26 protein-coding genes are annotated in these 23,227 nt (G+C 58.6%); all 26 read right to left on the reverse strand.

Features of this window, described 5'->3' with window-relative positions; genetic code table 11:
- Positions 1 to 9: 9 nt before the first annotated feature.
- The gene (locus HMPREF9162_RS06935) at positions 10 to 639 is read right to left on the reverse strand and encodes a CheB methylesterase domain-containing protein (protein ID WP_009438902.1); all 630 of its coding nucleotides are present in this window, start codon (positions 637 to 639) and stop codon (positions 10 to 12) included.
- Positions 632 to 1,324 carry a flagellar brake protein gene (locus HMPREF9162_RS06940; protein ID WP_009438942.1) on the reverse strand — a complete coding sequence of 231 codons (693 nt, stop codon included), beginning with the start codon at positions 1,322 to 1,324 and terminating at the stop codon, positions 632 to 634. Before HMPREF9162_RS06940 ends, HMPREF9162_RS06935 begins: the two co-directional genes overlap by 8 nt.
- A gap of 18 nt (positions 1,325 to 1,342) precedes the next feature.
- Positions 1,343 to 2,257, reverse strand: coding sequence for a MinD/ParA family protein (locus HMPREF9162_RS06945; RefSeq protein WP_009349245.1), 915 nt, complete (start codon positions 2,255 to 2,257; stop codon positions 1,343 to 1,345).
- 1 nt (position 2,258) lies between these two features.
- On the reverse strand, positions 2,259 to 3,677 hold the full coding sequence (flhF, locus tag HMPREF9162_RS06950) for a flagellar biosynthesis protein FlhF (protein WP_009438719.1): 1,419 nt from the start codon (positions 3,675 to 3,677) through the stop codon (positions 2,259 to 2,261).
- Entirely contained in the window at positions 3,678 to 5,762 is a 2,085-nt protein-coding gene (gene flhA, locus HMPREF9162_RS06955; protein WP_009438768.1) for a flagellar biosynthesis protein FlhA, read from the reverse strand.
- 121 nt (positions 5,763 to 5,883) lie between these two features.
- On the reverse strand, positions 5,884 to 7,008 hold the full coding sequence (gene flhB / locus HMPREF9162_RS06960; protein WP_009438832.1) for a flagellar biosynthesis protein FlhB: 1,125 nt from the start codon (positions 7,006 to 7,008) through the stop codon (positions 5,884 to 5,886).
- Positions 6,971 to 7,753, reverse strand: coding sequence for a flagellar biosynthetic protein FliR (gene fliR / locus HMPREF9162_RS06965; protein ID WP_009349249.1), 783 nt, complete (start codon positions 7,751 to 7,753; stop codon positions 6,971 to 6,973). Before fliR ends, flhB begins: the two co-directional genes overlap by 38 nt.
- Before the next feature lie 12 nt (positions 7,754 to 7,765).
- Positions 7,766 to 8,035, reverse strand: coding sequence for a flagellar biosynthesis protein FliQ (fliQ, locus tag HMPREF9162_RS06970; protein ID WP_009349250.1), 270 nt, complete (start codon positions 8,033 to 8,035; stop codon positions 7,766 to 7,768).
- Between the two features lie 14 nt (positions 8,036 to 8,049).
- On the reverse strand, positions 8,050 to 8,817 hold the full coding sequence (gene fliP / locus HMPREF9162_RS06975; protein ID WP_009438664.1) for a flagellar type III secretion system pore protein FliP: 768 nt from the start codon (positions 8,815 to 8,817) through the stop codon (positions 8,050 to 8,052).
- Positions 8,818 to 8,831: 14 nt separating this feature from the next.
- The gene (locus HMPREF9162_RS06980; protein ID WP_009349252.1) at positions 8,832 to 9,347 is read right to left on the reverse strand and encodes a flagellar biosynthetic protein FliO; all 516 of its coding nucleotides are present in this window, start codon (positions 9,345 to 9,347) and stop codon (positions 8,832 to 8,834) included.
- Positions 9,347 to 9,709 (reverse strand): response regulator, encoded by a 363-nt coding sequence (locus HMPREF9162_RS06985; RefSeq protein ID WP_006692844.1) that lies wholly within the window; start codon positions 9,707 to 9,709, stop codon positions 9,347 to 9,349. The genes HMPREF9162_RS06980 and HMPREF9162_RS06985 overlap by 1 nt, the downstream gene beginning before the upstream one ends.
- Positions 9,710 to 9,869: 160 nt before the next feature.
- A complete protein-coding gene (fliY, locus tag HMPREF9162_RS06990; RefSeq protein WP_037350346.1) occupies positions 9,870 to 11,057 on the reverse strand; it encodes a flagellar motor switch phosphatase FliY in 1,188 nt (395 codons plus the stop codon).
- Complete coding sequence (fliM, locus tag HMPREF9162_RS06995; RefSeq protein ID WP_009438721.1) at positions 11,047 to 12,051, reverse strand: flagellar motor switch protein FliM; 1,005 nt, start codon at positions 12,049 to 12,051, stop codon at positions 11,047 to 11,049. Before fliM ends, fliY begins: the two co-directional genes overlap by 11 nt.
- 39 nt (positions 12,052 to 12,090) lie before the next feature.
- Entirely contained in the window at positions 12,091 to 12,609 is a 519-nt protein-coding gene (gene fliL, locus HMPREF9162_RS07000; RefSeq protein WP_009438728.1) for a flagellar basal body-associated protein FliL, read from the reverse strand.
- Between the two features lie 119 nt (positions 12,610 to 12,728).
- Positions 12,729 to 12,929 carry a flagellar FlbD family protein gene (locus HMPREF9162_RS07005; protein ID WP_009438920.1) on the reverse strand — a complete coding sequence of 67 codons (201 nt, stop codon included), beginning with the start codon at positions 12,927 to 12,929 and terminating at the stop codon, positions 12,729 to 12,731.
- A 153-nt stretch (positions 12,930 to 13,082) separates the two neighbouring features.
- Positions 13,083 to 13,811, reverse strand: coding sequence for a DNA repair protein RecO (gene recO, locus HMPREF9162_RS07010; protein ID WP_009438874.1), 729 nt, complete (start codon positions 13,809 to 13,811; stop codon positions 13,083 to 13,085).
- Positions 13,812 to 13,814: 3 nt separating this feature from the next.
- Entirely contained in the window at positions 13,815 to 14,501 is a 687-nt protein-coding gene (locus HMPREF9162_RS07015; RefSeq protein ID WP_009438795.1) for a DUF502 domain-containing protein, read from the reverse strand.
- 36 nt (positions 14,502 to 14,537) lie between these two features.
- Complete coding sequence (gene era / locus HMPREF9162_RS07020; RefSeq protein ID WP_009438699.1) at positions 14,538 to 15,434, reverse strand: GTPase Era; 897 nt, start codon at positions 15,432 to 15,434, stop codon at positions 14,538 to 14,540.
- Complete coding sequence (gene ybeY / locus HMPREF9162_RS07025; protein WP_037350349.1) at positions 15,431 to 15,892, reverse strand: rRNA maturation RNase YbeY; 462 nt, start codon at positions 15,890 to 15,892, stop codon at positions 15,431 to 15,433. Before ybeY ends, era begins: the two co-directional genes overlap by 4 nt.
- The gene (locus HMPREF9162_RS07030) at positions 15,892 to 16,863 is read right to left on the reverse strand and encodes a PhoH family protein (protein ID WP_009438867.1); all 972 of its coding nucleotides are present in this window, start codon (positions 16,861 to 16,863) and stop codon (positions 15,892 to 15,894) included. The genes ybeY and HMPREF9162_RS07030 overlap by 1 nt, the downstream gene beginning before the upstream one ends.
- Positions 16,864 to 16,902: 39 nt before the next feature.
- Positions 16,903 to 17,532 carry a hypothetical protein gene (locus HMPREF9162_RS07035; RefSeq protein WP_009438899.1) on the reverse strand — a complete coding sequence of 210 codons (630 nt, stop codon included), beginning with the start codon at positions 17,530 to 17,532 and terminating at the stop codon, positions 16,903 to 16,905.
- A complete protein-coding gene (locus HMPREF9162_RS07040; protein WP_009438804.1) occupies positions 17,529 to 18,434 on the reverse strand; it encodes a DMT family transporter in 906 nt (301 codons plus the stop codon). Before HMPREF9162_RS07040 ends, HMPREF9162_RS07035 begins: the two co-directional genes overlap by 4 nt.
- 6 nt (positions 18,435 to 18,440) lie before the next feature.
- Positions 18,441 to 19,796, reverse strand: a complete 1,356-nt coding sequence (gene glmM, locus HMPREF9162_RS07045; protein WP_009438730.1) for a phosphoglucosamine mutase — start codon at positions 19,794 to 19,796, stop codon at positions 18,441 to 18,443.
- A 42-nt stretch (positions 19,797 to 19,838) separates the two neighbouring features.
- The gene (locus tag HMPREF9162_RS07050; RefSeq protein ID WP_009438940.1) at positions 19,839 to 21,443 is read right to left on the reverse strand and encodes an NAD(P)/FAD-dependent oxidoreductase; all 1,605 of its coding nucleotides are present in this window, start codon (positions 21,441 to 21,443) and stop codon (positions 19,839 to 19,841) included.
- Complete coding sequence (locus tag HMPREF9162_RS07055) at positions 21,440 to 22,369, reverse strand: YbbR-like domain-containing protein (protein ID WP_009438893.1); 930 nt, start codon at positions 22,367 to 22,369, stop codon at positions 21,440 to 21,442. The genes HMPREF9162_RS07050 and HMPREF9162_RS07055 overlap by 4 nt, the downstream gene beginning before the upstream one ends.
- The gene (cdaA, locus tag HMPREF9162_RS07060) at positions 22,369 to 23,208 is read right to left on the reverse strand and encodes a diadenylate cyclase CdaA (protein ID WP_009349267.1); all 840 of its coding nucleotides are present in this window, start codon (positions 23,206 to 23,208) and stop codon (positions 22,369 to 22,371) included. The genes HMPREF9162_RS07055 and cdaA overlap by 1 nt, the downstream gene beginning before the upstream one ends.
- Positions 23,209 to 23,227: the final 19 nt, after the last annotated feature.

Here is a 23,227-nt window from a genome sequence, read left to right on the forward strand (position 1 = left end):
CCCTATTTCCTATCTTCTCACAGCCGCCTCGATCGCCTCGGCGATGCGCGGCAATGGGCATATCTCATCGGCAAGCCCGGCCTCGATCACGGATTTTGGCATTCCGTAAACGACACAGGTCTCTTCATCCTGCGCAATGCAGTAGCCGCCGTTGTCCTTAATTTGATGCATCCCGTCCCGGCCGTCGTGTCCCATTCCCGTGAGAATAACCGCGACGACGTCCTTGCCGAGGTGTGCCACAGATTCGTACATCACGTTGACGGCCGGTCGATGGTTGCCGACGGGCGGCTCGTCGCTGAGTGCGATGCGGCGCCCTCCCGCGTCATGCAGAATCCGCAAATGATAATTGCCCGGAGCGATGTAAACACACCCCGGCACTAGAATCTCTCCGTCGTGCGCCTCCTTTACGGAGACGGCGGCAATGCCGTCGAGCCGCGCGGCAAGCGCTGCTGTAAACCCGGCGGGCATGTGCTGAACGACGACGATGGGACACGGAAAGTCTTTTGACAGCCCCATGATGACAGTCTGCAGCGCCTGCGGGCCGCCCGTCGAAGACCCGATCACCACCAACCGCGACCGCGTGCGCGCATCGGGTGCGCCCCGATTGCCGGACTGTCGGCTGCGTCCCTGTCTAGTCATTGGTTTCGCGTCCTACCTGTGCCCGCTGTACTTGGAAGAGATAGCGAACGATCTTATCCCGCAGGGCGCGCGACAGGCTTTGGAACTGTACCCCAACATGATAAACAGGCAGATCGTCCTCCCGTTCAATGCGCGTGCAGCGCATGATACGCGACATAAGTTCCAGTGTCCCGACCCCCGGGATATCGTTGATCTCAAGCGCGGCATCCGAGTTGAGCGGAACTTGCTTCGGCCAAACGAACGCCATGCCGCTGCCGCTGAGATCAACGACGCGGACACGAACCGGCGCGTCAATCTGTCCCTCCCGGTCAACGAGGCGCACAGTAACGATAAGGTTTACCTTCACACGGAAGAGACCGCGCTTTTGGAACCGCTCGGCAATTTCAGGAATGGACATATGCAGAACAGGGAGCCGCCCATCGATCCGGCCGTGTTTCCGATAGGTGCTGAAAAAGCGAAAGTGACACCCGTCGCCTGCCGCGAGAACGTAGAGGTTCTCGCGGGCGCGCGGGATGACCGGAACATGGCGCTCATCCACCGGCATGGCAACAACGAGATCGTCTCCGACGATATCCTCCACACGACTGCTGTAGCCGCTGGTTCCTTCCTCGCTGTTTTCAAAAAATATTTCGAGCCGCTGCCCAATGGCCAAAATATTCCTTGCCTGTACCAATTCGCCCGCCATCAAAAATATCCTCCCTGTTCAGGTTGAAAACTTAAAAATTTGTTGTAAAAAACCTTTCCATCCACGCTGAACTTTCATTTCCGTTCCTGTGACAAGCGCTTTCGCGAGCGCCTCGATGCAGCGTGCCGCGGCGCTGCCCGGTTCCGCCTCGATGATCGGGGTCTGCCGCCGTACCGCTTTGGTCACGGCGGTATCCTCAAAGACATAGCCGAGACACGCAACCGGCATATGCAGGAATTTTTCCGCCGCGCGCTCGAGTTTTGCCATCACTTCGCGGCTCTCCTTCGGCTCATAGACGCGGTTGATGATGAGCCGGAGATTTTTCTGCACGGCATAGATGCTGTATGCCTTCATGACCGCGTACGCATCCGTGAGGGATGTCGGCTCCGGCGTCGTGACGAGCAGCACCTCGTCTGCAGCGAGGATAAAGTCCATCACGTTGCGCCCGAGCCCCGCGCCTGTGTCCACGATGATGATGTCAGCGTGTGCGGCGCAGTCCGCAAGCTTTTGCTGAAGCAGTAATTTTTCGGCATGATCGTAATCCATCGCTTTTTCGATGCCGGATCCGCCGGAGATGTATCGGATGCCGTACGGCGTCTCCACCATGACGTCCGTGAGGCCGACGTCCGGTCGGAGAAGATCCAGCAAATGCTTGCGTGACGCAGCGCCGAGCAGGACATCCACGTTCGCCATGCCGAGATCCGCATCGATGACAAGAACGCGATGCCCCATGCGCTTGATCGCGATGGCAAGGTTGACCGCAATATTTGTCTTGCCGACCCCGCCTTTGCCGCTGGTAATGGCGATCACGCGCACATTTGCCCATGCCTCCGCCTGTGCGGGTGCGAGCGGCGCCGGTGTCTGCACGGGAGCCGGCGTCTGCGCCCCGTCGACACCTGCCATTTGGCGCAGGCGCGTTGCCTGATCTGTCATGTCATTCCCTCAACAAGAGTTCCGCCAGACGCTGTGCCGTCGCCGGAATGATATCGTCCGGCACGCTCTGACCGTTCGAAAGGAACGACAGCGGCAGCTCCTTGCCCGCGAGAAGGTTCAGTACCACACCGACGCTGCGTGTTTCGTCCGTCTTGGTAAAGATGATGCGGTCGGGCTTGCAGGCGGAAAACCGCGCCATGATCTCTGCGGCATCCTGCTCCTTCGTCGTGGCGCTCACGACAAGATGTTTTTCCATACGGGGATGTGCGGCGAGCAGCTGCTTGAGCTCGTCCATTTGGAAGTCGTTGTACTGGCTCCGCCCCGCCGTATCGACGAGAATAAAATCTTTGCTGCGGTGGCGGGCAATCGCCTTTTTGAGATCTGCAGCGGAATAGACAACCTCGACGGGGAGTCCTAGAATCTCCGCGTATTTTTTGAGCTGCTCCACGGCGGAGATGCGATAGGTATCCGCCGTGATGAGCGCCCCCTTGAGGTTCTGCTCGAGAACGAAATGCGCCGCCACTTTGGCAAGCGTCGTCGTCTTGCCGACGCCCGTTGTGCCGATGAAGGCAACGACACGCGAGCCGTGCGCACCGAGTCTCAGCCCGTCGGTGAACTTCATCACCTGTGAGAGATACCCCGCCAGAACCTCCTTAGCTCGTGGACTGAGACTGTCGAGGTTGATATCGGCGACGGGCACTTTCGCGGCAAGCTCTTCGCGAAGCTCCTTCCGCACATCCTGCCGCTTGAGCGCATCTCGGATGGAGACAATCTCTTTGGGCTGCGACGCCGCCATCATCGCGGCGAGCATCGTCTTCATCTGCGCCAGTTCGTCCTCAAGCAGACGAATCCGCGCGGCAGACGCATCGTCCTCCTCATGTTCGGCATGAGGTTCCGCAATCGGCTCAGGCTGTGTCGCAGGGGAGGATACGTGCTGCGTATAGGACGGCGGTGCAGACTGCTCCACCGACTGCGGCTGCAGCGGCGCGGTCTGCTGCACCGGTGCCGCAGCGGCGGGGGACTGCAGGTTCATTGCGGCCGCGGTCCCGTATCCATCCGCTGCATACATTGATTCCCGAGACTGATACGCGGGTGCATAGGTATCATACCCCTGCGGCACCGCGGCAGGAGCCACACCGACGGTTCCCCCCGCGAAGGCTTCTTCGTTCATGCGGTACCGCTCCGCCGCATTCGTTGGGAGAATTGGTGCAGGCGGCGGTGTATATGCCGCTGCAGAACGCGGCACACGAGACTGTGTCTCATCCACCGCCGCCGTCACCTCGATCATCTCCGCGCCGCCGAGCATACCGCCTTCACGATATTTTTTTGTATGAAGGAGTACGGCATCGCTGCCGAGCTCGTCCTTGATCTGCTCCATCGCTTCCTTCACCGAGGAAGCGCGTACGGTCTTGACCTGCACTTAGATTCTCACCACCCCAAGGATTTGTATTTCAACATTCTGTTCAATTTCCGCATGGGAAAGGACGATGAGTCCGGAAATAGAGCGCTCGACAAGATTGCGGAAATAGGGACGCACGGTCGGGCTCGTGAGAACAATGGGCTGATACCCCTGATCCGTGAGCTTGTTGAGCTCTTCCTGCAGCACCGTGAGCAGTTTCTGCATAGAGTCCGGATCGAGGCTGACATATGATCCGTGCTCTGTGCGCTGCACCCCGCCCGCGATCTTGTTCTCGAGTGCGGGGTCGAGCGTGATGCACGGCAGTATGCCGTTCTGCACGTTCTGCTGGGTGATATGCCGCGCCATCGTATGGCGGACGTACTCGGTGAGGATGTCCGTATCCTTCGTCGCCGCGCCGTAATCGGCAAGAACTTCGAGGATCGTACTCATATCGCGAATGGAGATGCGCTCGTGCAGGAGATTTGCAAGTACCTTCTGCACTTCGCCGACGGTAAGCAGATTCGGGACGACCTCGTCCACAAGTGCACCGTTGGTCTTGCGCAGATTATCGAGAAGGTTCTGCGTCTCCTGACGCCCTAGGATCTCATCGGCATGCTGCTTGATGATCTCCGTGAGATGCGTTGCGAGCACGGAAACGGCATCGACGACAGTGTAGCCGTTGAGTTCCGCCTGCTCGCGCTCGTTCTCCGAGATCCAAAGGGCAGGCAGTCCAAACGCCGGCTCAACCGTCTCAATGCCCGGCACTTCCTCAAAGACCGTGCCGGAGTTCATCGCGAGATAATGGTCGAGCATCAGCTCGCCGCGCGCAATCTCAATGCCTTTGAGCTTGATGATATAGGCATTGGGCTTGATCTGGATGTTGTCGCGGATACGGATGGTCGGGACGACAAGCCCGAGTTCAAGCGCACACTGCCGCCGAATCATGACGATGCGGTCGAGCAGATCGCCGCCCTGTCCCGTATCGACGAGCGGGATGAGGCTGTAGCCGATCTCGAGTTCCATCGGATCGACCTGCAGGAGCGAGACGATGTTCTCGGGTGTCGTTGCTTCTTTTTTCGCCTTTGCCTTCTGCTCGACCTTCTGGACTTCCTGCACCGCCGTTTGGCCGCGGTGGAGGTTCCACGCAATGAACGCGCAGATACAGGCAAGCGCAAAGAACGGGATGCCCGGAAGCCCGGGCATAACGGCAAGGAAGAGCAGGACGCCCGAAAGGATCATAAAGATGCGGTCGTTGCGGAAGAGCTGCTTGACGAGGTCGCTGCCGAGGTTCCCCTCCGCTGCCGAACGGGTCACGATAATACCGGTCGCCGTCGAGATGAGCAGTGCCGGAATCTGCGCGACGAGTCCCTCGCCGACGGTGAGCAGCGTGTAGGTCTGGAGTGCCTGTGCCGCGTCCATGTTGCGCTGGAGCATGCCGATGACGAAGCCGCCGCCGATGTTGATCATCATGATGACGATCGCCGCGATCGCATCGCCCTTGACGAACTTTGAGGCACCGTCCATCGCGCCGAAGAAGTCGGATTCGCGCTGTACTTTCTCACGGCGCCGCTTTGCCTCGGCATCCGAAATAGCGCCTTGGTTGAGGTCGGCGTCGATTGCCATCTGTTTCCCCGGCATCGCGTCAAGCGTGAATCGCGCCGAGACTTCGGCGACGCGCTCGGATCCTTTGGTGATGACGATGAAGTTGACGATGACAAGGATAACGAACACGATGAAGCCGACGACCGCGTTGCCGCCGACAACGAAATTGCCGAATGCGGTGATGACCTCGCCTGCATAGCCGTTGAGCAGGATAAGACGCGTTGAGGAGATGTTGAGTGCCAATCGGAACAGCGTTGTGATGAGGAGCAGCGACGGGAATACGGAAAGGTCGAGCGCCTCCACATTATAGATTGCCGACATGACGACGAGCAGGGCAATCGTGATATTGAGGCAGATGAGTATGTCCAGGATGATGGTCGGCAGCGGAATGATCATCATAATGACAATCGTCACAATGGCGACGGCAATCAGAACATCACTATACCGTTGTATGAGGTTGCCGGATGAAAGCGGATTGATGCTGCCGGACTGCGATGCTGCCATACCCTCACTCACCCCTTCTTTCCCATTTCCCTTTGGAGTGCAACGGTTGCCGTCACGATCTCCTTAATATTATATCAAATATTCCAAACACGTCAAATGCTAATATGACTTTTGTCACGGATTATGCGCCGCGCCTTGCATGTTTGAGCCGGTAGACGTAGGCAAGCACCTCGGCAACCGCTTGATAGAGCTCTTGCGGAACGGCATCGCCTACCTGCACGGCAGCATACAGGGTGCGTGCGAGCGGCTTATTCTCGACGATGGGAACGCGCGCCTCGCGTCCGAGTTCCTTGATGCGCTGCGCGACGAGATCCTGTCCTTTGGCCAGGACTGTCGGCGCGACCATTCCTTTTTCATAGGCCAGCGCGACTGCGTAATGCGTCGGGTTCGTGATGATGACGTCCGCCTTCGGCACTTCCTTCATCATGCGTGCCATTGCCATCTGCCGCTGCTTCTGCCGGATCTTCCCCTTGATCTGCGGATCGCCCTCGGTTTGCTTCATCTCGTCCTTGACTTCCTGTTTCGTCATCTTGAGATCCTGCGTCGTCTGCCAGTTCTGGTAGCCGTAGTCTGCGACCGCCATGATCATGATCACGCCGATGACGATGAACGCCATCCGGAAGATGATCTCGGCGACAAGCGCAAGGCTCGTCGTCAGGTCAAAGAACATGAACTGCGGCATTGCAATGATTTGCTCGTGGATGAAGCGGTAGAGGAAAAATCCTATGACGAGGATCTTAAAAAAAGATTTCGCGAGCTCCACGAGGGAGCGTTTTGAAAAGATACGTCCAAATCCGTTGATGGGATTGAGCTTATCGAGTTTGAACTCGATGGCCTCCGTGTTGAAGTTGAGACCCACCTGAAAAAAATTAACGGCAAGCCCGATGAGCATAATGAAGAGCATGATCGGCAGCGCGGTCTTGGCAAGGATCTCCATAATCCCGATGAAGAGCCGTACGATGTTTTCCGTATCGACCGGTTGATTGAGATTTGCGAACACGTAGGTCGTGTACGATGCGATCGCAAGGTAGATAGAATCCCAGAGAAGCTTCAGCGAAAAGAAGCCGATGAGGAGGACAAACGCCGTATTCAGCTCTTGACTGCGTCCGACCTGTCCTTTTTTGCGGGCGTCGGCACGCTTCTTTGCAGTTGGTTCTTCCGTCTTTTCCCCGCCCGCGAAACGCTGGAGGTCGAAGACGAATGCGCGCTTATTGCAGGGCGCGTATCGCAAGCGATATATTTCCATACATTTCATTGAACAGCACATCCAGGAATAAGACATAAAACGGCATGATCATCGAAAGTACAAAAAGCCCGATCATGAGCTGCATGGGAATACCGACGACAAAGATATTCATCTGCGGCATCGTCCGGGAGAGGATACCGAGTCCGACGTTCGTCAGCAGAATCGCGAATGTGATCGGCATCGCAATCTTCATGCCTGTGAGGAAAATTGTCCCCGTAAAATTCGCAATGATGAGCGCGAGGGAAATATTTGCCTCCAGACCCGCGAGCGGGACGGCACGAAAGCTTTCCACAAGCGCCGCGATGAGCATGTGGTGCCCGTTCGTGACGAGCAGAATGATCACCGCCAGATTATAAAGAAAACTTCCGATGAGCGGGATCTGCTGACCGGAAGTCGGATCTACAACATTGACGACGGCAAAGCCCACCTGCATGTCCATGACCTTGCCCGCCATTGTGATGGCGGCAAACGATATGTAAGCCACAAAACCGATCAGCCAGCCGATGAACAGTTCTCCGAGTACCGCCGCGCCGAACATGATGATGCTTGGCGGCGTTTCGGGCGTGCCGAGTCCGTCGACTACGGGAAAGAGGACAACGCTCATTGCGAGCGCGATGCCGACGCGAAAGAACATAGGAATATTCATGCTGCCGAAAAAAGGCGATATGAGAAAGATGCCGCTGATGCGCGTCAGCATGAGCAGGAACGCCGCGATATGACCTTGGAGCAGCTCATAGAGATCCATGTGCCCCTCCTCTTACCGCAGGTATTGCGGCAGATTGACGAAAACATTGGTCACATATTCCACCATGATCCGCAGCATCCACGGGCCAAAAATGAGAATCGCGACAAAGACCGCCACGATCTTTGGAATAAAGGCCAGCGTCTGTTCCTGAATGGAGGTTGTCGCCTGAAACACCGCGACCAAGAGACCGACGATGAGTCCGAGCCCAAGCATCGGGGCGGATACCAAGAGCACGATCATGAGCGCTTCTTGGGCAAGCTGGATGACCAAATCTCCGGACATCGCTTCGCCCCCCGTCAGCGGAAGCTCATGATGAGCGACTGGATCAGCAGATGCCACCCGTCGACCATCACGAACAGCAGTATTTTGAACGGCAGCGAAATCATGACCGGCGGCAGCATCATCATGCCCATCGACATCAGCGTACTTGCCACAATCATATCGATGACAATGAACGGAATATAGATCATAAAACCGATTTGGAACGCGGTCTTGAGCTCACTGATGATGAACGCGGGGATGAGCGTAAATGTCGAAACGTCGTCCGGCGAATTGGGACGCTCCGCATCCGAGAGGTTCACAAAGAGCGCGAGATCCGATTCCCTCGTTTGATGGAACATAAAATCACGCATGGGCTCTACGACATTTTCAAGTGCTTGTTCCTGTGTGATCTGCCCGTCGAGATAGGGTCGGATGCCGTTCTCGTTCGCCTGTCCCCAATAGGGCGCCATGATGTAGAACGTGAGGAAGAGCGACAGAGCGAGTACCACCTGATTCGGCGGGACGTTCTGCGTCGAGAGTGCATTGCGCAAAAAACCGATGACAACGACGATGCGTACGAAGGACGTCGTCATGATGAGCATTGCCGGCGCAAGCGAAAGCACCGTAAGCACCGCGAGGAGCTGCATACTCGCGGCAACATCCTGCGGATTCTCCGACGTCCCCACGTCGAGACTTACGGTTGGAATGAGCGGCGCGGCGCTTGCATGTCCCGCAAGACAAAGCAAGAGCGCCGCTCCCGCAAGAGCAAGCAAACTGCGCCGCTGCAAAGCTGTCCCCCCCATTCCTCTCAGCCCCCTCACCTGCGAAAGATCGGAGGTATCTTTTGAACGAAATCCGAGAGCGAGCCGAACTGCTCGCTGAAAACGCCCGTCCCTCCCGCGGCGGCGTTCGCGCGAATCTCCTCCAGTGTCTCCGGATCGTCAATCTCCGTGATGAGGCGGATGCTCTGATCCGTTACCCCCAACACAAAAACGCGCCCGAAGAGCTCCACAACGCAGACCGCGCGGTTCGGTCCGAGCGGCAGCTGCATATAGACCTGTCCCCCGCGTGCCGCAAGCGTTCGCATAGAGCTTTTCCCATAGGCGCGCGCAACAAAATAGGCAAGGATGACGACGAACGCGAAAACAGCAAAAAGGCTGACCACATAGGCGACCGTCGACCACCATGATACGGCCGACGGGCGCGGGTCAGCCTGTTCATAACCGGCTAGGTATCCGCCGCCCGTCTCACCTGCGGCGGACACGTCCCCTGCATATAGTGCAAGAAGCGTGCATCCGAGCAGTAAGGACAGAAAAAATATCCGTTCTTTCATCAGCCGACGGCTTTGCGAATAGCCTCCAGCACGCGATCCGCTTGGAACGGCTTCACAATGAAGTCGCGTGCGCCCGCCTGGATCGCCTCGATGACCATCGCCTGCTGCCCCATCGCACTGCACATAACAACCTTTGCCGCAGGATCGACTTTCTTGATTTCCTTGACGGCGGTAATGCCGTCCATTTCCGGCATCGTGATATCCATGGTCACGAGATCCGGTTTGAGTTCCTGATATTTCTCGAGTGCCTTCATCCCGTTTTCTGCCTCACCGACGATTTCATAGCCGTTTTTTGACAGGATGTCCTTGACCATCATTCGCATAAATGCTGCATCATCAACGACCAAAACGCGAGTTGCCATTTTCTCATCTCTCCTTACACTTGACTCAGAGCATCCCCATCCAAAGGGCACTGAACGCGCACACCGTGATGTTGGGTTTAATCGCTACCCATTATAACGAAAAGTGCCGCCTGTGACAAGGACTTTCTATGCTTCTTTCAAAAGATCGCCGCTCTCCCCGCTATTGGAGACGCGCGGCGCGTTCCAGCGGACTGACAATCTCCGTGATGCGAACGCCGAAATTCTCGTCAATGACGACAACTTCGCCCTTCGCCAGATACTTGCCGTTGACCATGATATCCACGGGTTCACCGGCAAGCTTGTCGAGTTCCACAATCGATCCTTTTGTAAGATCGAGAATGTCCTTGATGGACTTCTTGGTTCGGCCAAGCTCCACGTTCACCTGAAGAGGTACGTCGAGAATCAGGCCGATATTCGCGTCGTTGACCTGTACGGGAACGCTGCTCAGCGGAGTGAACTGCGCGGACTGCACAGGGACGTTCGATGCTACATGCGGCTGCATAGGCGGTGCTCCATATCCATAGTTTGCGGGTGCGGCAGGTGCGGCGGGCGCCGCTGCCATAGGCGCGGGCGCTGCTGCAGGCGCTGCCGCCTGTGCCGCCTCGATCTCCGCACCTTCATTCTCCACGTCGGGCTGCTGATTCATCAGTGCGTCAACCATGCCCTTTGCGACATCAAGCGGCAAAAGCTGCATGATCTCGCTGTCAATGAGGCCGTCGACTTCCATGCGGAACGACGCCTGCACAATCGGATCTGCCTTATCAAGGAGTTTCGAGACGACTTCTTCCGTTCCAAGGTCAACAAGCGTCACAACGGGCGGGGTGATATCCACCTTTTTGTTAAACATGGAGGAAAGCGAGGTTGCAACGCTGCCCATCATCTGATTCATGGACTCGCTGACCGCGCTCATATGGATTTCGCTGAGTTCTTCGTCGGGATTCGTCCCGTCATTCCCCATCATGAGATCGGCAATAATCGCCGCGTCGCGCGCTTGGATGCAGAGGACATTGTTCCCCTCGATGCCGATGCTGTAACCGACCTCGACGACGAGGAACGGAATGGGGTACTTCTCCTTCAGCTGGCGGAGGTTCGAGATCGATACCGTCGGCGTTGTGATGGAGACCTTGCGTCCCAAGAGGACAGACAGCGTAGTCGCCGCTCCGCCCATGGATATATTTCCGATTTCCCCGAGCGCGTCGCGCTCCATATCGGTAACGCCCGCATCCTCGGCAGAGGATGTGCCTGCATCGCCGGACGGTGCTTCCTCCGCGGGCGCTGCAGCGTCGCCGACCGATCCGCCGCTGAGGAGGGCATCTATTTCCTCCTGCGAGATCATTTCATCGCTCATTCGCGTCTTCATCCCCTTCTATAATGCCGGATATCTGCACGGCCATCCGTTTCCCCGCCGTGCCCGGATACGCACGGAACTTTGCGTTCGTACCGACGTAACAGACGAGTTCATCTTTTGCCAGCGTATCGAGCTGAAGCACATCGCCGAACCCGAGCGTGAGGAACTCGTTGATCGTGATATCCACGGTTCCAAGCTCAACCGAAAACGGCACCCACGTCCGCTCGATCTTTCGCTGGAGATCCGCCACCTGGTCGGGCGAGCTTTCCCTGTCGACGGATGCCGCCACCCAGAACGATGTTGTGAGTTTGGACATGACCGGCTCGAGCACCAGATAGGGAATGCAGATATTCATCATTCCCTCGACATCTCCGAGCTTCATGTGGATCGTGACCAGAACGACCATGTCGCTGGGCGGTACAATCTGCGCAAACTGCGGATTTGTCTCCATCGTCTCGAAGTTCGGGCGGAACTCCACGACGTTGCTCCACGCCTCACGGAAATAGTTGATCACCGTGTCGATGAAGCGCCGCATTACCGCGCTCTCAATATCCGTCAGCGCACGCGACTTGACACTTGGCTTCCCCTCTCCGCCAAAGACGCGGTCGACGTATGCAAACGCAATATCCGGCCCCACCTCAATGATGATGTTTCCCTTGAGCGGCGGCAGCGCAATGATGCCGATCACCGCCGGGTTCGCCATCGATTGGACAAATTCCTGATAGGTCATCTGCTCAACCGAAAGCACCTCGATGTTGACCATCGTCCGCAGACTTGCCGACAGATAGGTGTTCAAGAGACGCGAAAAACTCTCGTGCAGCATGAAGAGCGTGCGAATCTGATCTTTCGAGAACTTATCCGGTCGTTTGAAGTCATATACCTTGACTTTACGCTCTTCTTCCTCCGCCTTGACTTCCTCGGCGGAAACCGAGCCGTCCGAAAGTGCCGAAAGCAGCTTGTCTATTTCGGATTGAGACAGTACGTCCTCAGCCAAGACCCTTCCCCCTTCCCTTTGTGCAGTGTTTCATGTTGCTTACTGCAGCAGGAAGCTGGTGATGTAAACATCGTAGACGGAGCCTTGACCCAAACGATCGTTCAGCGCGTCTTTCAGCTGCTTCTTCAGTTCATCCTGCTTTGAGGCGTCGAACTCCTCGAGCGGTGCGGCTCGCAGGAACTGCATCGTCGTATCGAGAATCTTTGTCTCGGCGACGGAGCCGACCTTGCCGTCGACTACGTTGTCCTTTTTGCCGGGATTTAGTTCCAACACAATGCCGGCCTTGAGGAATTTGCCCGCACGACCGCCGCCGACATTGACAAGAACGCCCTCTTTCGCATCGCCGAGCTTGTAGAATACGCCCGGATCATGGTGCGACGCGCCGCTCCCCGATTCCTCTGCGTGAGACGGAGACTCCGCCTGCGAAAAGATATAATACGAGATACCGCCGGCTGCCGCCACTGCGACAAGAACCGCCACAACGACCACGACGATCATCATGAGCATCGGCGATTTTTGCTTCGGCTCCGCTGCCAGTTCTTCCTTTTCCTCCGCCATGAGTAAATTCCCTCCCTAAAAATGACCACGAAGTCATACGGACTCCACATTGGGGCACTCCCTTGCCGCATGAAAGAACATTGTTCTTCCATTATAGCAAAGGAATGGAAATTCGCCAACTAATTTTGATGAAGTGCACGGCGATATTTGATGGTACGCCGCACAATTTCCTCCATCGGCTCCTCGACGATCAGCTTTTTGCCGTTGGTGAGCGTCACCACGGTATCCGGCGTCTCCTCAATGCTCTCGATGATTTCGGCATTGAGTACAAACTCCCCTTTTTTGTTCGTCTTGGAGTTGAACTTCGTCAGCATGATCATGACAGGCTTCCCCTCCGTTCCCCTCTTCAGTCGCTCGTAAATTTGCATATAAAAATACATGCAAATGACTACCTGTATATTTTCGCCGTCGTCTTCTCTTTTCCTTTTTTTATGAGCGTTTTTTTCATGATAGCCTAAATATTTCCGTCCGCGTTATGTCAGCTGCGTTAAAAAATCAAGGGATCGCAGGGGATGCCCCGTCAGTTCCTGCACATGGGCGAGCACAATGCGCTCCGCCGCCATGAGCGTCGCGCCGCGCACGGAAAGGGGCGCAGGATGCGCCCAATTGAGCGCCGAAAGCCCCGTGAGCAGTTCCCGCAGTTCCGCCGGAAAGTCCGCCGCATCTGCCGTGCGGCACGAGGGACAGAGCGCGCCGCCCTCGCCTGCATGAAAGAACGCGTCGCCTGTAATCTCTGTGCCGCAGTGCAGACAGCGTTCATAGGTCTGACGAAGCCCCGCCGCAGAAAGAATTTGAAGCACGGCGGCAAGTGCGGCAACACGCGGATTGCGCCTCTCAAACGCCGTGAGAATCTCTGCGAGCCGGTCAAAGAACTGCTCGTCCGGTACCCCCTCGGGCAGGAACTCGCGCACGACCTCGGCGACAAAGGTTGCGTAGGCAAGCGCGGTGAGATCCGCCGAGAGTTTCGCATGATGCGCGCGGACAACTGCCGTCTTGACGGTCTCAAGCCGCGGTCCCTCCGCGAGCTGGAAATCGGCGTGGACAAACATCTGCATCGCGCCTGCAAGTGCGCTGCGCGGTCTGCGGCAGCCGAATGCGGCGGCACGCAGCATCCCGCGCTCGCGCGTGAACACGGTCATCACCTTATCTGCCTCGCCCCAGTTCTTTGCGCCGAGTATGATACCCTCCGCCGTGTAGAGCACCGGCTATTCCTCCCGTGCCGCACGCTGTGCGGCCGCCTGCTCCGCTGCCTGCGCCGTCAGCTGCTCCATTTTTTTCTGCACCGCCTTCTGTGCCGCCGTCACGCGTGCGTCCGAGAGCGGCATCACTGCGCCCGCCGTCAACATGTACTGGAGCGCTTCTTCCTTTGGAATATTGAGATCGACGACATCCTCTTCCGGTACGAGGATCGTTGTCCCCGAGGTCATATTGAGACTCCACGGTACAAAGACGCAGATGTATTTCGTCTCGCCCATCGCCTGCTGAAACCGCGGCGGGAGGTCGGACATGACGAACCCGAGCGCACGTGCCCCTTGGAACGGCACATGCACGACGCGTTTGAAGTTGCTGCTCGAGTCAAGCACCGCCTCGGAGAGTCGCTTCACGCTTGTGTAGACGAATTTCACAAAGGGGATCGTCCCGATCATATTCTCGCCGAAGGAGATGACAGAGGCGATCACCCAGTTCGTCGACGCCCAGCCGACCGCATAGATAACGGCGACGAGCGTAATGATGCCCATGCCCGGGAAGTAGAACGGCAGATACTGCCCGAGCACGCCCTCGGTGAAGCGCAGCGTCCACTCGATGACAAAAACCGTGATGATGAGCGGCACAATGACCAAAAGCCCGTTGACAAAGCGGCGCGAAGCTCTGTTTACCGCTTTGCGGTACATGCGGTTCAGCGTAATTTTCCTCTCCTCCCCTCTTCCCTAATCGTCTCCCGAAAGACCGAACTCGCGCAGCGCGCTCTCACGGTTGCGCCAGTCCCTGCGTGTCTTGACCCAAAGGTCAAGATACACTTTAGCGCCGAGCAGCGTCTCGATATCCGCGCGCGCCCGCGCGCCGATCGTCCGCAGGAGCGCCCCGCGCGCACCGATCACGATCCCCTTCTGTGATTCGCGCTCGACGTAGATGACGGCGCGGACGTAGACGTCCCCCTTCGCACGTGTCGTGATCTCCTCGATGTCCACGGCAACGGCATGGGGGATCTCGTCCCGCGTCAGTTCGAGCGCCTTTTCCCGCACGAGCTCGGCGATGATGAGCCGCTCCGGCTGATCCGTGACCATATCCTCCGGGTAGTAGCGCGGCCCCTCGGGCAGATGTTTTTTGATCTCGTCGAGGAGACCTGCGAGATTTTCCTCTGCCCGTGCCGAGATGGGAACAATCCCTGCAAAATCATAGGTTTTGGCATAGCCCGCAATGATCGGCAGTGTCTCCTCGCGGCGCAGGAGATCGATCTTATTCACCGCGAGGAGCACCGGGACGCGGACTTTTTCGAGCTGTTTGAGAATGTACTGCTCGCCTGCGCCCATTTTCTCAGTCGCGTCCACAACGAACACAACGACGTCCACGCCGTGAAGCGCCCCCTCGGTTGCCTTTGCCATATGGCTGCCGAGCTTGTGCTTCGGCTTGTGTACGCCGGGGGTATCGAGGAAGATGACCTGTGCGTCCTCCTGCGTCAGGATGCAGAGGATGCGGCTGCGCGTCGTCTGCGGCTTGTCGCTCATGATGGCGATCTTTTGCCCGATGAGCGCGTTGATGAGTGTGGACTTGCCGACGTTCGGACGACCGATGACGGCGGCAAAGCCCGATTTATAATGATTCATCGCCCTATCCCCAATGCCTCCATGACATGCCGCTGCTCCTCCTCCATCTCCGCGCGCTCGGCGTCCTCCATATGGTCGTAGCCGAGGAGGTGCAGCATCCCGTGCACGGTGAGAAAGGAGAGCTCGCGCAGATAGCTGTGCCCGTATTCCTCCGCCTGCGCCCGCGCACGCTCGAGCGAGATCACGAGATCGCCGAGCACATCGCCCGCAGGATCGTCTAAAATCTCCGGCTCTTCGCTCTCCATGAGGGCAAAGGAAATGACGTCGGTCGGGCGGTCAACACCACGGTACTGCCTGTTGATCTCATGAATATAGGCGTCGTTCGTGAGCGTCACGCTCACCTCCGCGCCCTCGGCGCCGTAGAGACGTCCGACCGTTTCGACCGCACGGCGCACGGCGGCTTCGTCCCCGGGCGCGATGCACAGTTCTTCCGGCTGCGCGGAAATCGTAATCTCCATCATGCGCGCTCCCGTCTCTTCTCCCACGCACCATATGCCTCAACGATGCGCGTCACGACCTCGTGCCGGATGATGTCGACCGGCTCGAGTTTTACGATACCGACGCCCTTCACCCCGCGCAGGATTCTGCACGCCTGTTTCAGCCCCGATGCCGTGCCGCGCGGCAGATCGACCTGCTCGAGGTCACCCGTGACCACCATTCGGGAACCGAACCCGAGGCGCGTGAGGAACATCTTCATCTGCGCACCCGTCGTATTCTGCGCCTCGTCGAGAATGATGAACGCATCCTCGAGCGTTCGCCCGCGGATGTAGGCGAGCGGCGCGACCTCGATGAGCCCGCGGCTCATCATCTTCTGGTACGCTTCCGTACCGAGGAGATCCTGAAGCGCATCGTAGAGAGGGCGCAAATAGGGATTGATCTTTTCCGTGAGATCGCCGGGCAAAAATCCTAGATGCTCGCCCGCCTCGACCGCAGGACGCGTCAGGATGATACGGCTGACCTCGCGACTTCTGAGTGCCGCTACCGCCATGACGACGGCTAGGTAGGTCTTGCCCGTTCCCGCAGGGCCGACGCCGAGCGTCACGGCATTCCTGCGAATCGTACTCAGGTAGTCGCGCTGCCCTGCAGTCTTGGCGCGTACCGACTTGCCCTTTGCCGTCACAAGGAGCACCTCGGCGAAGAGACTGTGCAGCTCCTCTATGCGCCCTTCCTTGATGAGACGCGCGCCGTACACCGCCTCATGCGTCGTTGGCTTTGTCCCCTGCTTATGAAGGAACAGCATCTCATCGACGAGTGTACGCACCGCCGCGACCTCCGCAGGTGCGCCCGTCACTGCAAGAGACATTCCCCTGCTGACGAACCCACAGTCAAAATTCTCCTCCATGCTGCGCAGAACGGCATCGCGGTCGCCGAGTACGGCATACGCCTCCTCCTTGTTCTTGAACACAATCTCTGCTGTTGTTTCCTGCAAGTAGCATCCTCCCCGGCATCCCGTATTTTCAAGGTTTTCCTAAATAAAATATTCGATCGTATCGCCCGGCTCTCTGCGTGTCCGTGCGTCAAAGAGCAGCACCGCCTCGCGGTCATCCGGTGCACCGAGTGCGTAGAGCTCGCGCGTCTCCCTGTTGAGACAGGAATACGGCACGATACGGTTGTATGCGTGCGGGTGCGCGCAGGTCACCGTCACGCCGTCACGCACGAACTCCGGCTCCGCTTCCTCCAAATAATAGGGATCAAAGAGGTAAATCCGATCCTCCTCCGCTCCCGTGATGAGCGCATAATGCTCCACCTCATAGAAGAGACGCACGACCGCCACACCGCCGCGCACGAGGGCATCGTTGATGTCGCTGTCCCGCCCGACGCGGACACGGCATCCCGCGATATAACGGCACGAGAGCGGGAACTCGGTCGCGCGGCTGAACCCCTCCAGCCAATTGGAGAGATACATCATCGCCATGCGCGACGTGCCCGCCTTGCACGCACGCCCATCCATACCGTAGCAGTCGAGCGAGTACAGCATAACGCTGCGGATGATCTCGGGCGGGATCTCCGCACGGTCAAAGAGGAAGCTCATCGCATTCAGCAGCGCCGTCGGGCCGCAGTCATACTCCGACATCTGATAGCGCAGTGGGATCTTCATGCGGCTCTCCTCTTCTTTTGCAGATTCGGCACGGCAATCGCCGCTACGACAAGGAAAATACCGAGCACCTGCATCGGTACAAAATGCGTGTCAAAGATAATATACGCAAAGAGCACGCTCGCCACCGGCTCGATCGTCGCCGTGATCGCCGCCTCCTCGGGCGAGAGCCAGCGCAGCCCCGCGTTGAACGTAAAGAACGCCACTACCGTACCAAGCACCACGATGACAAAGAGATCAAGCGTCGTCTGCGGCGTAAAGAAACTTGGAATCTCCGTCACCGCATGTGTGATGGGGAGCAGCGAGAGCCCGCCCATCAGCATACAGACGGCAAGCAGGAAGAATCGGTCAAAGAGATGCAGCAGATGCACGGGGTAAATCATTGCAAACGTGAACGTCACCGCCGAAGCAAGACTCCACAGAACGCAGGCAATCGGCACGGACAGTCGTTCGGGATTGCCGCCCGTCACGAGCAGGAACACGCCCGTGACCGCCGCCGCAACCGTCACCATTTCCATATGCGATGGGATACGGTGATGCCGCAGCGCCATATAGAGGATCATGATGACGGGCGACGTATAGGTGATGACCGTCGTCGCCGCTGCGTCGCCCGCCGCGATCCCTTCAAAATACGTATACTGTACCGACATGATGCCGATGACGCCAAAGATCGCAAGTTTGATCAAAATCCGCGGATTGCGCCGCAGAGAGCGCAAACCGCGCCTAAGCCCCCCGCTCCACCATGCAAGCAGGAAAAACAGACTGCTCGAGAGGAACAGCCGCACCTGCGTCAGTTCAAGAGGAGCATGCGTTGACTGCGTATAGAAATGCTGCGCCGCCGTACCGCTCGCCGCCCACATGACACCGGCGATGAGTACGAACAGAATCGCCGTGACATGTGGCATAATGCGTTACGCCTCCCCCTGCTCCCGCAATACAACATCTGCGATCGCGCCGCAGATCTCCTCAAGCTGTTTTTGATCCGTCCCCTCCGCCATCACGCGGATGAGCGGCTCCGTCCCCGAGGGACGCACGAGCACGCGCCCGTCCGCGCCGAGGCGTTCCTCTCCCGCACGGATCGCCGCGCGGATCGCCGTGTTCTCCGACCAGCCTTCCTTTGTCTTTACCCGCACGTTGACGAGGAGCTGCGGATAGGTCGTCATGAGCGCATTCAGCTCGGATGCCTTTTCCCCGCTGCGTTTGAGCACTGCAAGCACCTGCAGCGCCGTCACAAGGCCGTCGCCCGTCGTGCCGTAGTCGGCAAAGATGATATGCCCCGACTGCTCGCCGCCGATGGTATAGCCGCTGCGGCGCATCGCCTCGAGCACATAGCGGTCGCCGACCTGCGTCACCTCGACGTGCCCGCCGAGCGCCTCGATTGCCTTATGAAATCCGATATTCGCCATGACCGTTGAGACCACGGTCTTATGCGGAAGTCTCCCGGCACGCAGCATCTCTCCCGCGCACGCCACAAGGATGTGGTCACCGTCGATGAGCGCCCCTGTTTCATCGAGACAGAGACAGCGATCCGCGTCGCCGTCGTGGGCGATGCCGATGTCCGCGCCTGTTTCGAGCACCGTACGGCGCAGGGAGTCCAAATGTGTCGAGCCGCAGTTGTCGTTGATGTTGACACCGTTCGGGAGCGCATGAATGACCTTAAGCTCCGCGCCGAGCGCGCGCAGCACCTTCGGCATTGCCTCATATGCCGCGCCGTTCGCGCAGTCGAGTACGATCTTCATGCCGTCGAGCCGCTGCGGGCAGGTGCCGACGACATAGTCCACATACTGATTGACGAGATCGTGCCGGCGCTCTACCGTACCGACATGCCGCCCCGTGGGACGCGCTGCGTCGTCGCCCGCTTCGATCCGCCGAACGAGCGCCTCGAGTTCGTCCTCCACTGCATCCGGGAGCTTATAGCCGTCGCCGCCAAAGAACTTGATGCCGTTGTCGCCGAACGGATTGTGCGACGCCGAGATCACAATGCCCGCCTGCGTCCGGTGTTTGTGCGCAAGGTAGGCGATGGCAGGCGTCGGAACAATGCCCGCGAGAATCGCAACGCCGCCCGCCGAGCAGATGCCCGCCGTGAGCGCCGCCTCGAACATCTCGCCCGAAATGCGCGTGTCCCGCCCAATCAGGATGCGCGGACGCGCCTCCTCATGCGCGCCGAAGTAAAGTGTCGCCGCGCGCCCGAGCCGATATGCCAGCTCCGGCGACAGCTCCGTATTTGCCTCGCCGCGTACGCCGTCCGTCCCAAATAATCTCAACATTAACAGCCCCTTATTCTCAGGTTATGATTGCTCTTCCATAATCTACTGTATCTGCGTCAAAAAAGCAAGCGCGGCTTTCACTCCGTCGAGCGCCGCGCTCATGATGCCGCCCGCGTAGCCCGCCCCCTCGCCGATCGGGTACAGCCCTGCCGTCCCCTCCGCCTGCATCGTCCGCGCATCGCGAACGATGCGGCAGGGCGCGGAAGAGCGTGACTCAACGCCCGTCAGGGGAATATCCGACGCGCCAAAGCCCGGGATGCGACGCTCCCAATGTACGAGTGCGCGCGCAAGCGCGCCCGCAGCGAACGCGGGCAGCACCTCATGCAGATCGCCGGGACGCACGCCCGGCGCATAGGTCGGCGTGACGGCAAAGTCACGCGTCCCCGTCCGCCCCGCGAGGAAATCCCCGACGGACTGCACAGGGGCGCAATAATCGCCGCCGCCCGCACGGAACGCACTACGTTCAAGGTCACGCTGCAATCGGATACCGCCGAGCACGTCGCCGTTCCAATCCGCAGGACTTACCTGCACGAGAAGCGCACTGTTCGCCGTCCCGGAGTTGCGGCGGTAATTGCTCATGCCGTTCGTCGCGAGCATTCCCTGTTCCGATGCCGCCGCGACCACCATGCCGCCCGGGCACATGCAGAACGAGTAGACGCCGCGTCCGGCCGTATCGTCGCGGTAGGTCAGCGCATAGTCGGCGGCGGGCAGCAGTTCATAGTCCGCCGCGCCGTACTGCATCCGATCGATAAACGCTTGCGGATGCTCGATGCGCACGCCGACGGCGAACGGCTTTGCCGTCATGGCAAGCGCCGCCGCATGGAGCATCGCATAGGTATCGCGTGCCGAATGCCCGATGCCGAGGAATACCGCGTCCGCCGGGATGCGCTCCGCTTCGTTCACTACGACAGCCGCAATGCGCCCGTCCTTTCGCTCAACACCTGTCACCTGCGTCTCAAATCGCACTGTGCCGCCGCATCGTATGATTTCGGCGCGCAGATTTTTCACGACCGTACGCAGGATGTCCGTCCCGATGTGCGGTTTTTGGAGCACACGGATTTCCTCGGGTGCGCCCGCCGCGATAAACGCCTCGATGATGGCACGCATCCGCGGATCGCTGCTGCGTGCCGTGAGCTTCCCGTCGGAGAACGTCCCCGCGCCTCCCTCGCCGAACTGCACGTTGGACAGCGGATCGAGCCGCCCCGTTTTCCAAAACACCGCCACGTCCTGCGTACGGCGGTCGACGTCGCGCCCGCGTTCGAGGACAATCGGCGCCGCCCCCGCTTGTGCAAGCACCCACGCGGCAAAGATACCCGCGGGACCAAATCCCACAACGACGGGGCGATGCACGCTGCGTGCCGTAAAAATGCCCGGCGGCAAGAGCTCCATAGGATTCTCATCCCGCGCAGGAGCAATATCCTTATCTTTTCTGTGTTTCCGAAGAACGGCGCGCTCGTCCTCCACCTGCACGTCGAGCATATAGACCCGCACGATCGGCGCGCCGCGGTAACGGCGTGCGTCAAGCGCCTTATGAACGACAAACACCCCGCGCACAGCTCGGGTCGGCAGCGAAAGCCGCTCTGCCGCAATCATTGCGAGGGGCTGCGCTGCATCGTAGGGAACGCGCAGATTTTTGATGCGGATCATCTCATCGCTCCGACCTTAATCTCTACGGTTACATTCGGATCCGTCACCGTAACCCCTGCGGGCAGGCGAAGCTGCACGCGGCGCGTCTCGTTTTCCTTGACATCCGCGAGCGAGATCTCCTCCGTATCGATGCTCGTGATGGATTTGAGCACGTCTTCTGCGCCTGCAATCTCGATGCGCGTCGGCGCGGCGGTGATGCCTTCGAGCTTCAGGTTCGGTGAGAGATCGCTCTGCGCTTTGACCTTGATCTCTACCACCTTGCGCGTGAGGCCGCGCGCAAGCTTCACCGCGATCTCCGTTTGGCTCGGCGAGACGACGACCTCGGAGGACTCACGTCCGTCGCTGTTCATCGCAAGAAGCGGTGCTGCCACGGAAAAATCCTGCCCCTGCCCGCCGAGATTCACATGCGCCACGATGCGTGTCACACGATCCACCTCGGAGCGCGGCCCTTCGACCGTCGCCGCCGCAACGGTCTGTGAAATCTTGTCTACGGCGACGCCGCTTGCCGGCGTGCCGCTCGTCATCACATCCACCTTAAACGACTTCTGCACGATACGGTCAAGAGAGACCGTAATTTTATCGGGCGACGTGCTGATGAGCTCAAACCCGTATGGGATTGTCGTCTCCACCGGATAATTTTTATCTCCCTCCGCGTAGTCCGCGAAATTCAGCTTGGCATGGAAATCGCCGCGATCCGCCGCGACAAACGCCGAACGCGGCGCACGCACACGGATCGTTACCGTTTCGGCGGAGGCATGCATACGATACCCGTCGGGCGCATCCGCCATGGATACGGGAATCGAATAGCTGCCCTCGATCGCCGGATTTTGATCGTTCATCACATAGAGCCAAAGCAAAATGGCAATGACGAGCGCACAGATTTTCACGAGCCAATTGTGCTGCACTATATCTCGCAGAGCGTTCATCATTTCTTCCTCCAGCCCCGAACCAGTTCAAAGATCGACGAGCGCGCGCTGTAGGCAAAAGCGGGTGTGAGAATGTGCGTAAGCTGATCCTCATCCAGATGCCGGTGGATCCTCCCGTTCTCAGCGATCGAGATCGTTCCCGTCTCCTCGCTGACAACGACGATGAGTGCGTCGCACTGCTCCGAAAGCCCGATTGCGGCACGGTGGCGCGTGCCGAGCTCGCTCGAGAGTGTACGGTTCTCCGTCAGCGGCAGGAGACAGCCCGCAGCGATGAGCCGCTTCCCGCGAATGACCGCCGCGCCGTCATGGAGCGGCGTATTCGGAATAAACACGTTGATAAGAAAATCCGAGGTGATGAGCCCGTCAATCTGTATCCCCGTTGCGCTGATGTCGTTCAGTCCCATATTTCGCTCAATGACGAGCAGCGCGCCGATTTTATTGGTCGAAAGGATCTTCACGGCATTCCGGATCTCGCGAATCGTACTCTGCGCCTCCTCATCGTCGAGAAGCCCTCCCGCACCGAGGAAGCGCCCCTGGCCGAGATGTTCGAGCGCACGGCGCAGCTCCGGCTGAAAGACGATCGGCAGCGCGACAAAGAGCAGTGTCACGGATTTTTGCAGCAGCCACGAGATGACATGCAGATCAAACCAGCTCGCCACCACCGTGATGCCGAGCAGCACAAGGATACCCTTGCCAAGCGTAATGGCGCGGGTATCCTCGAGCATGATATAGACGCGGTAGAGAATGACCGCCACGATGAGAATATCGAGTACATCGAGCGGTGTGATGGTCGACAGAATGCCGCGAAACTGCGTCGGCATTGTAAAATCAAACGGCATATGAACCCCCAAGCGTTAA

The sequence above is a fragment of the Selenomonas sp. oral taxon 137 str. F0430 genome (assembly GCF_000183625.1).
Lineage (GTDB): Bacteria > Bacillota > Negativicutes > Selenomonadales > Selenomonadaceae > Centipeda > Centipeda artemidis.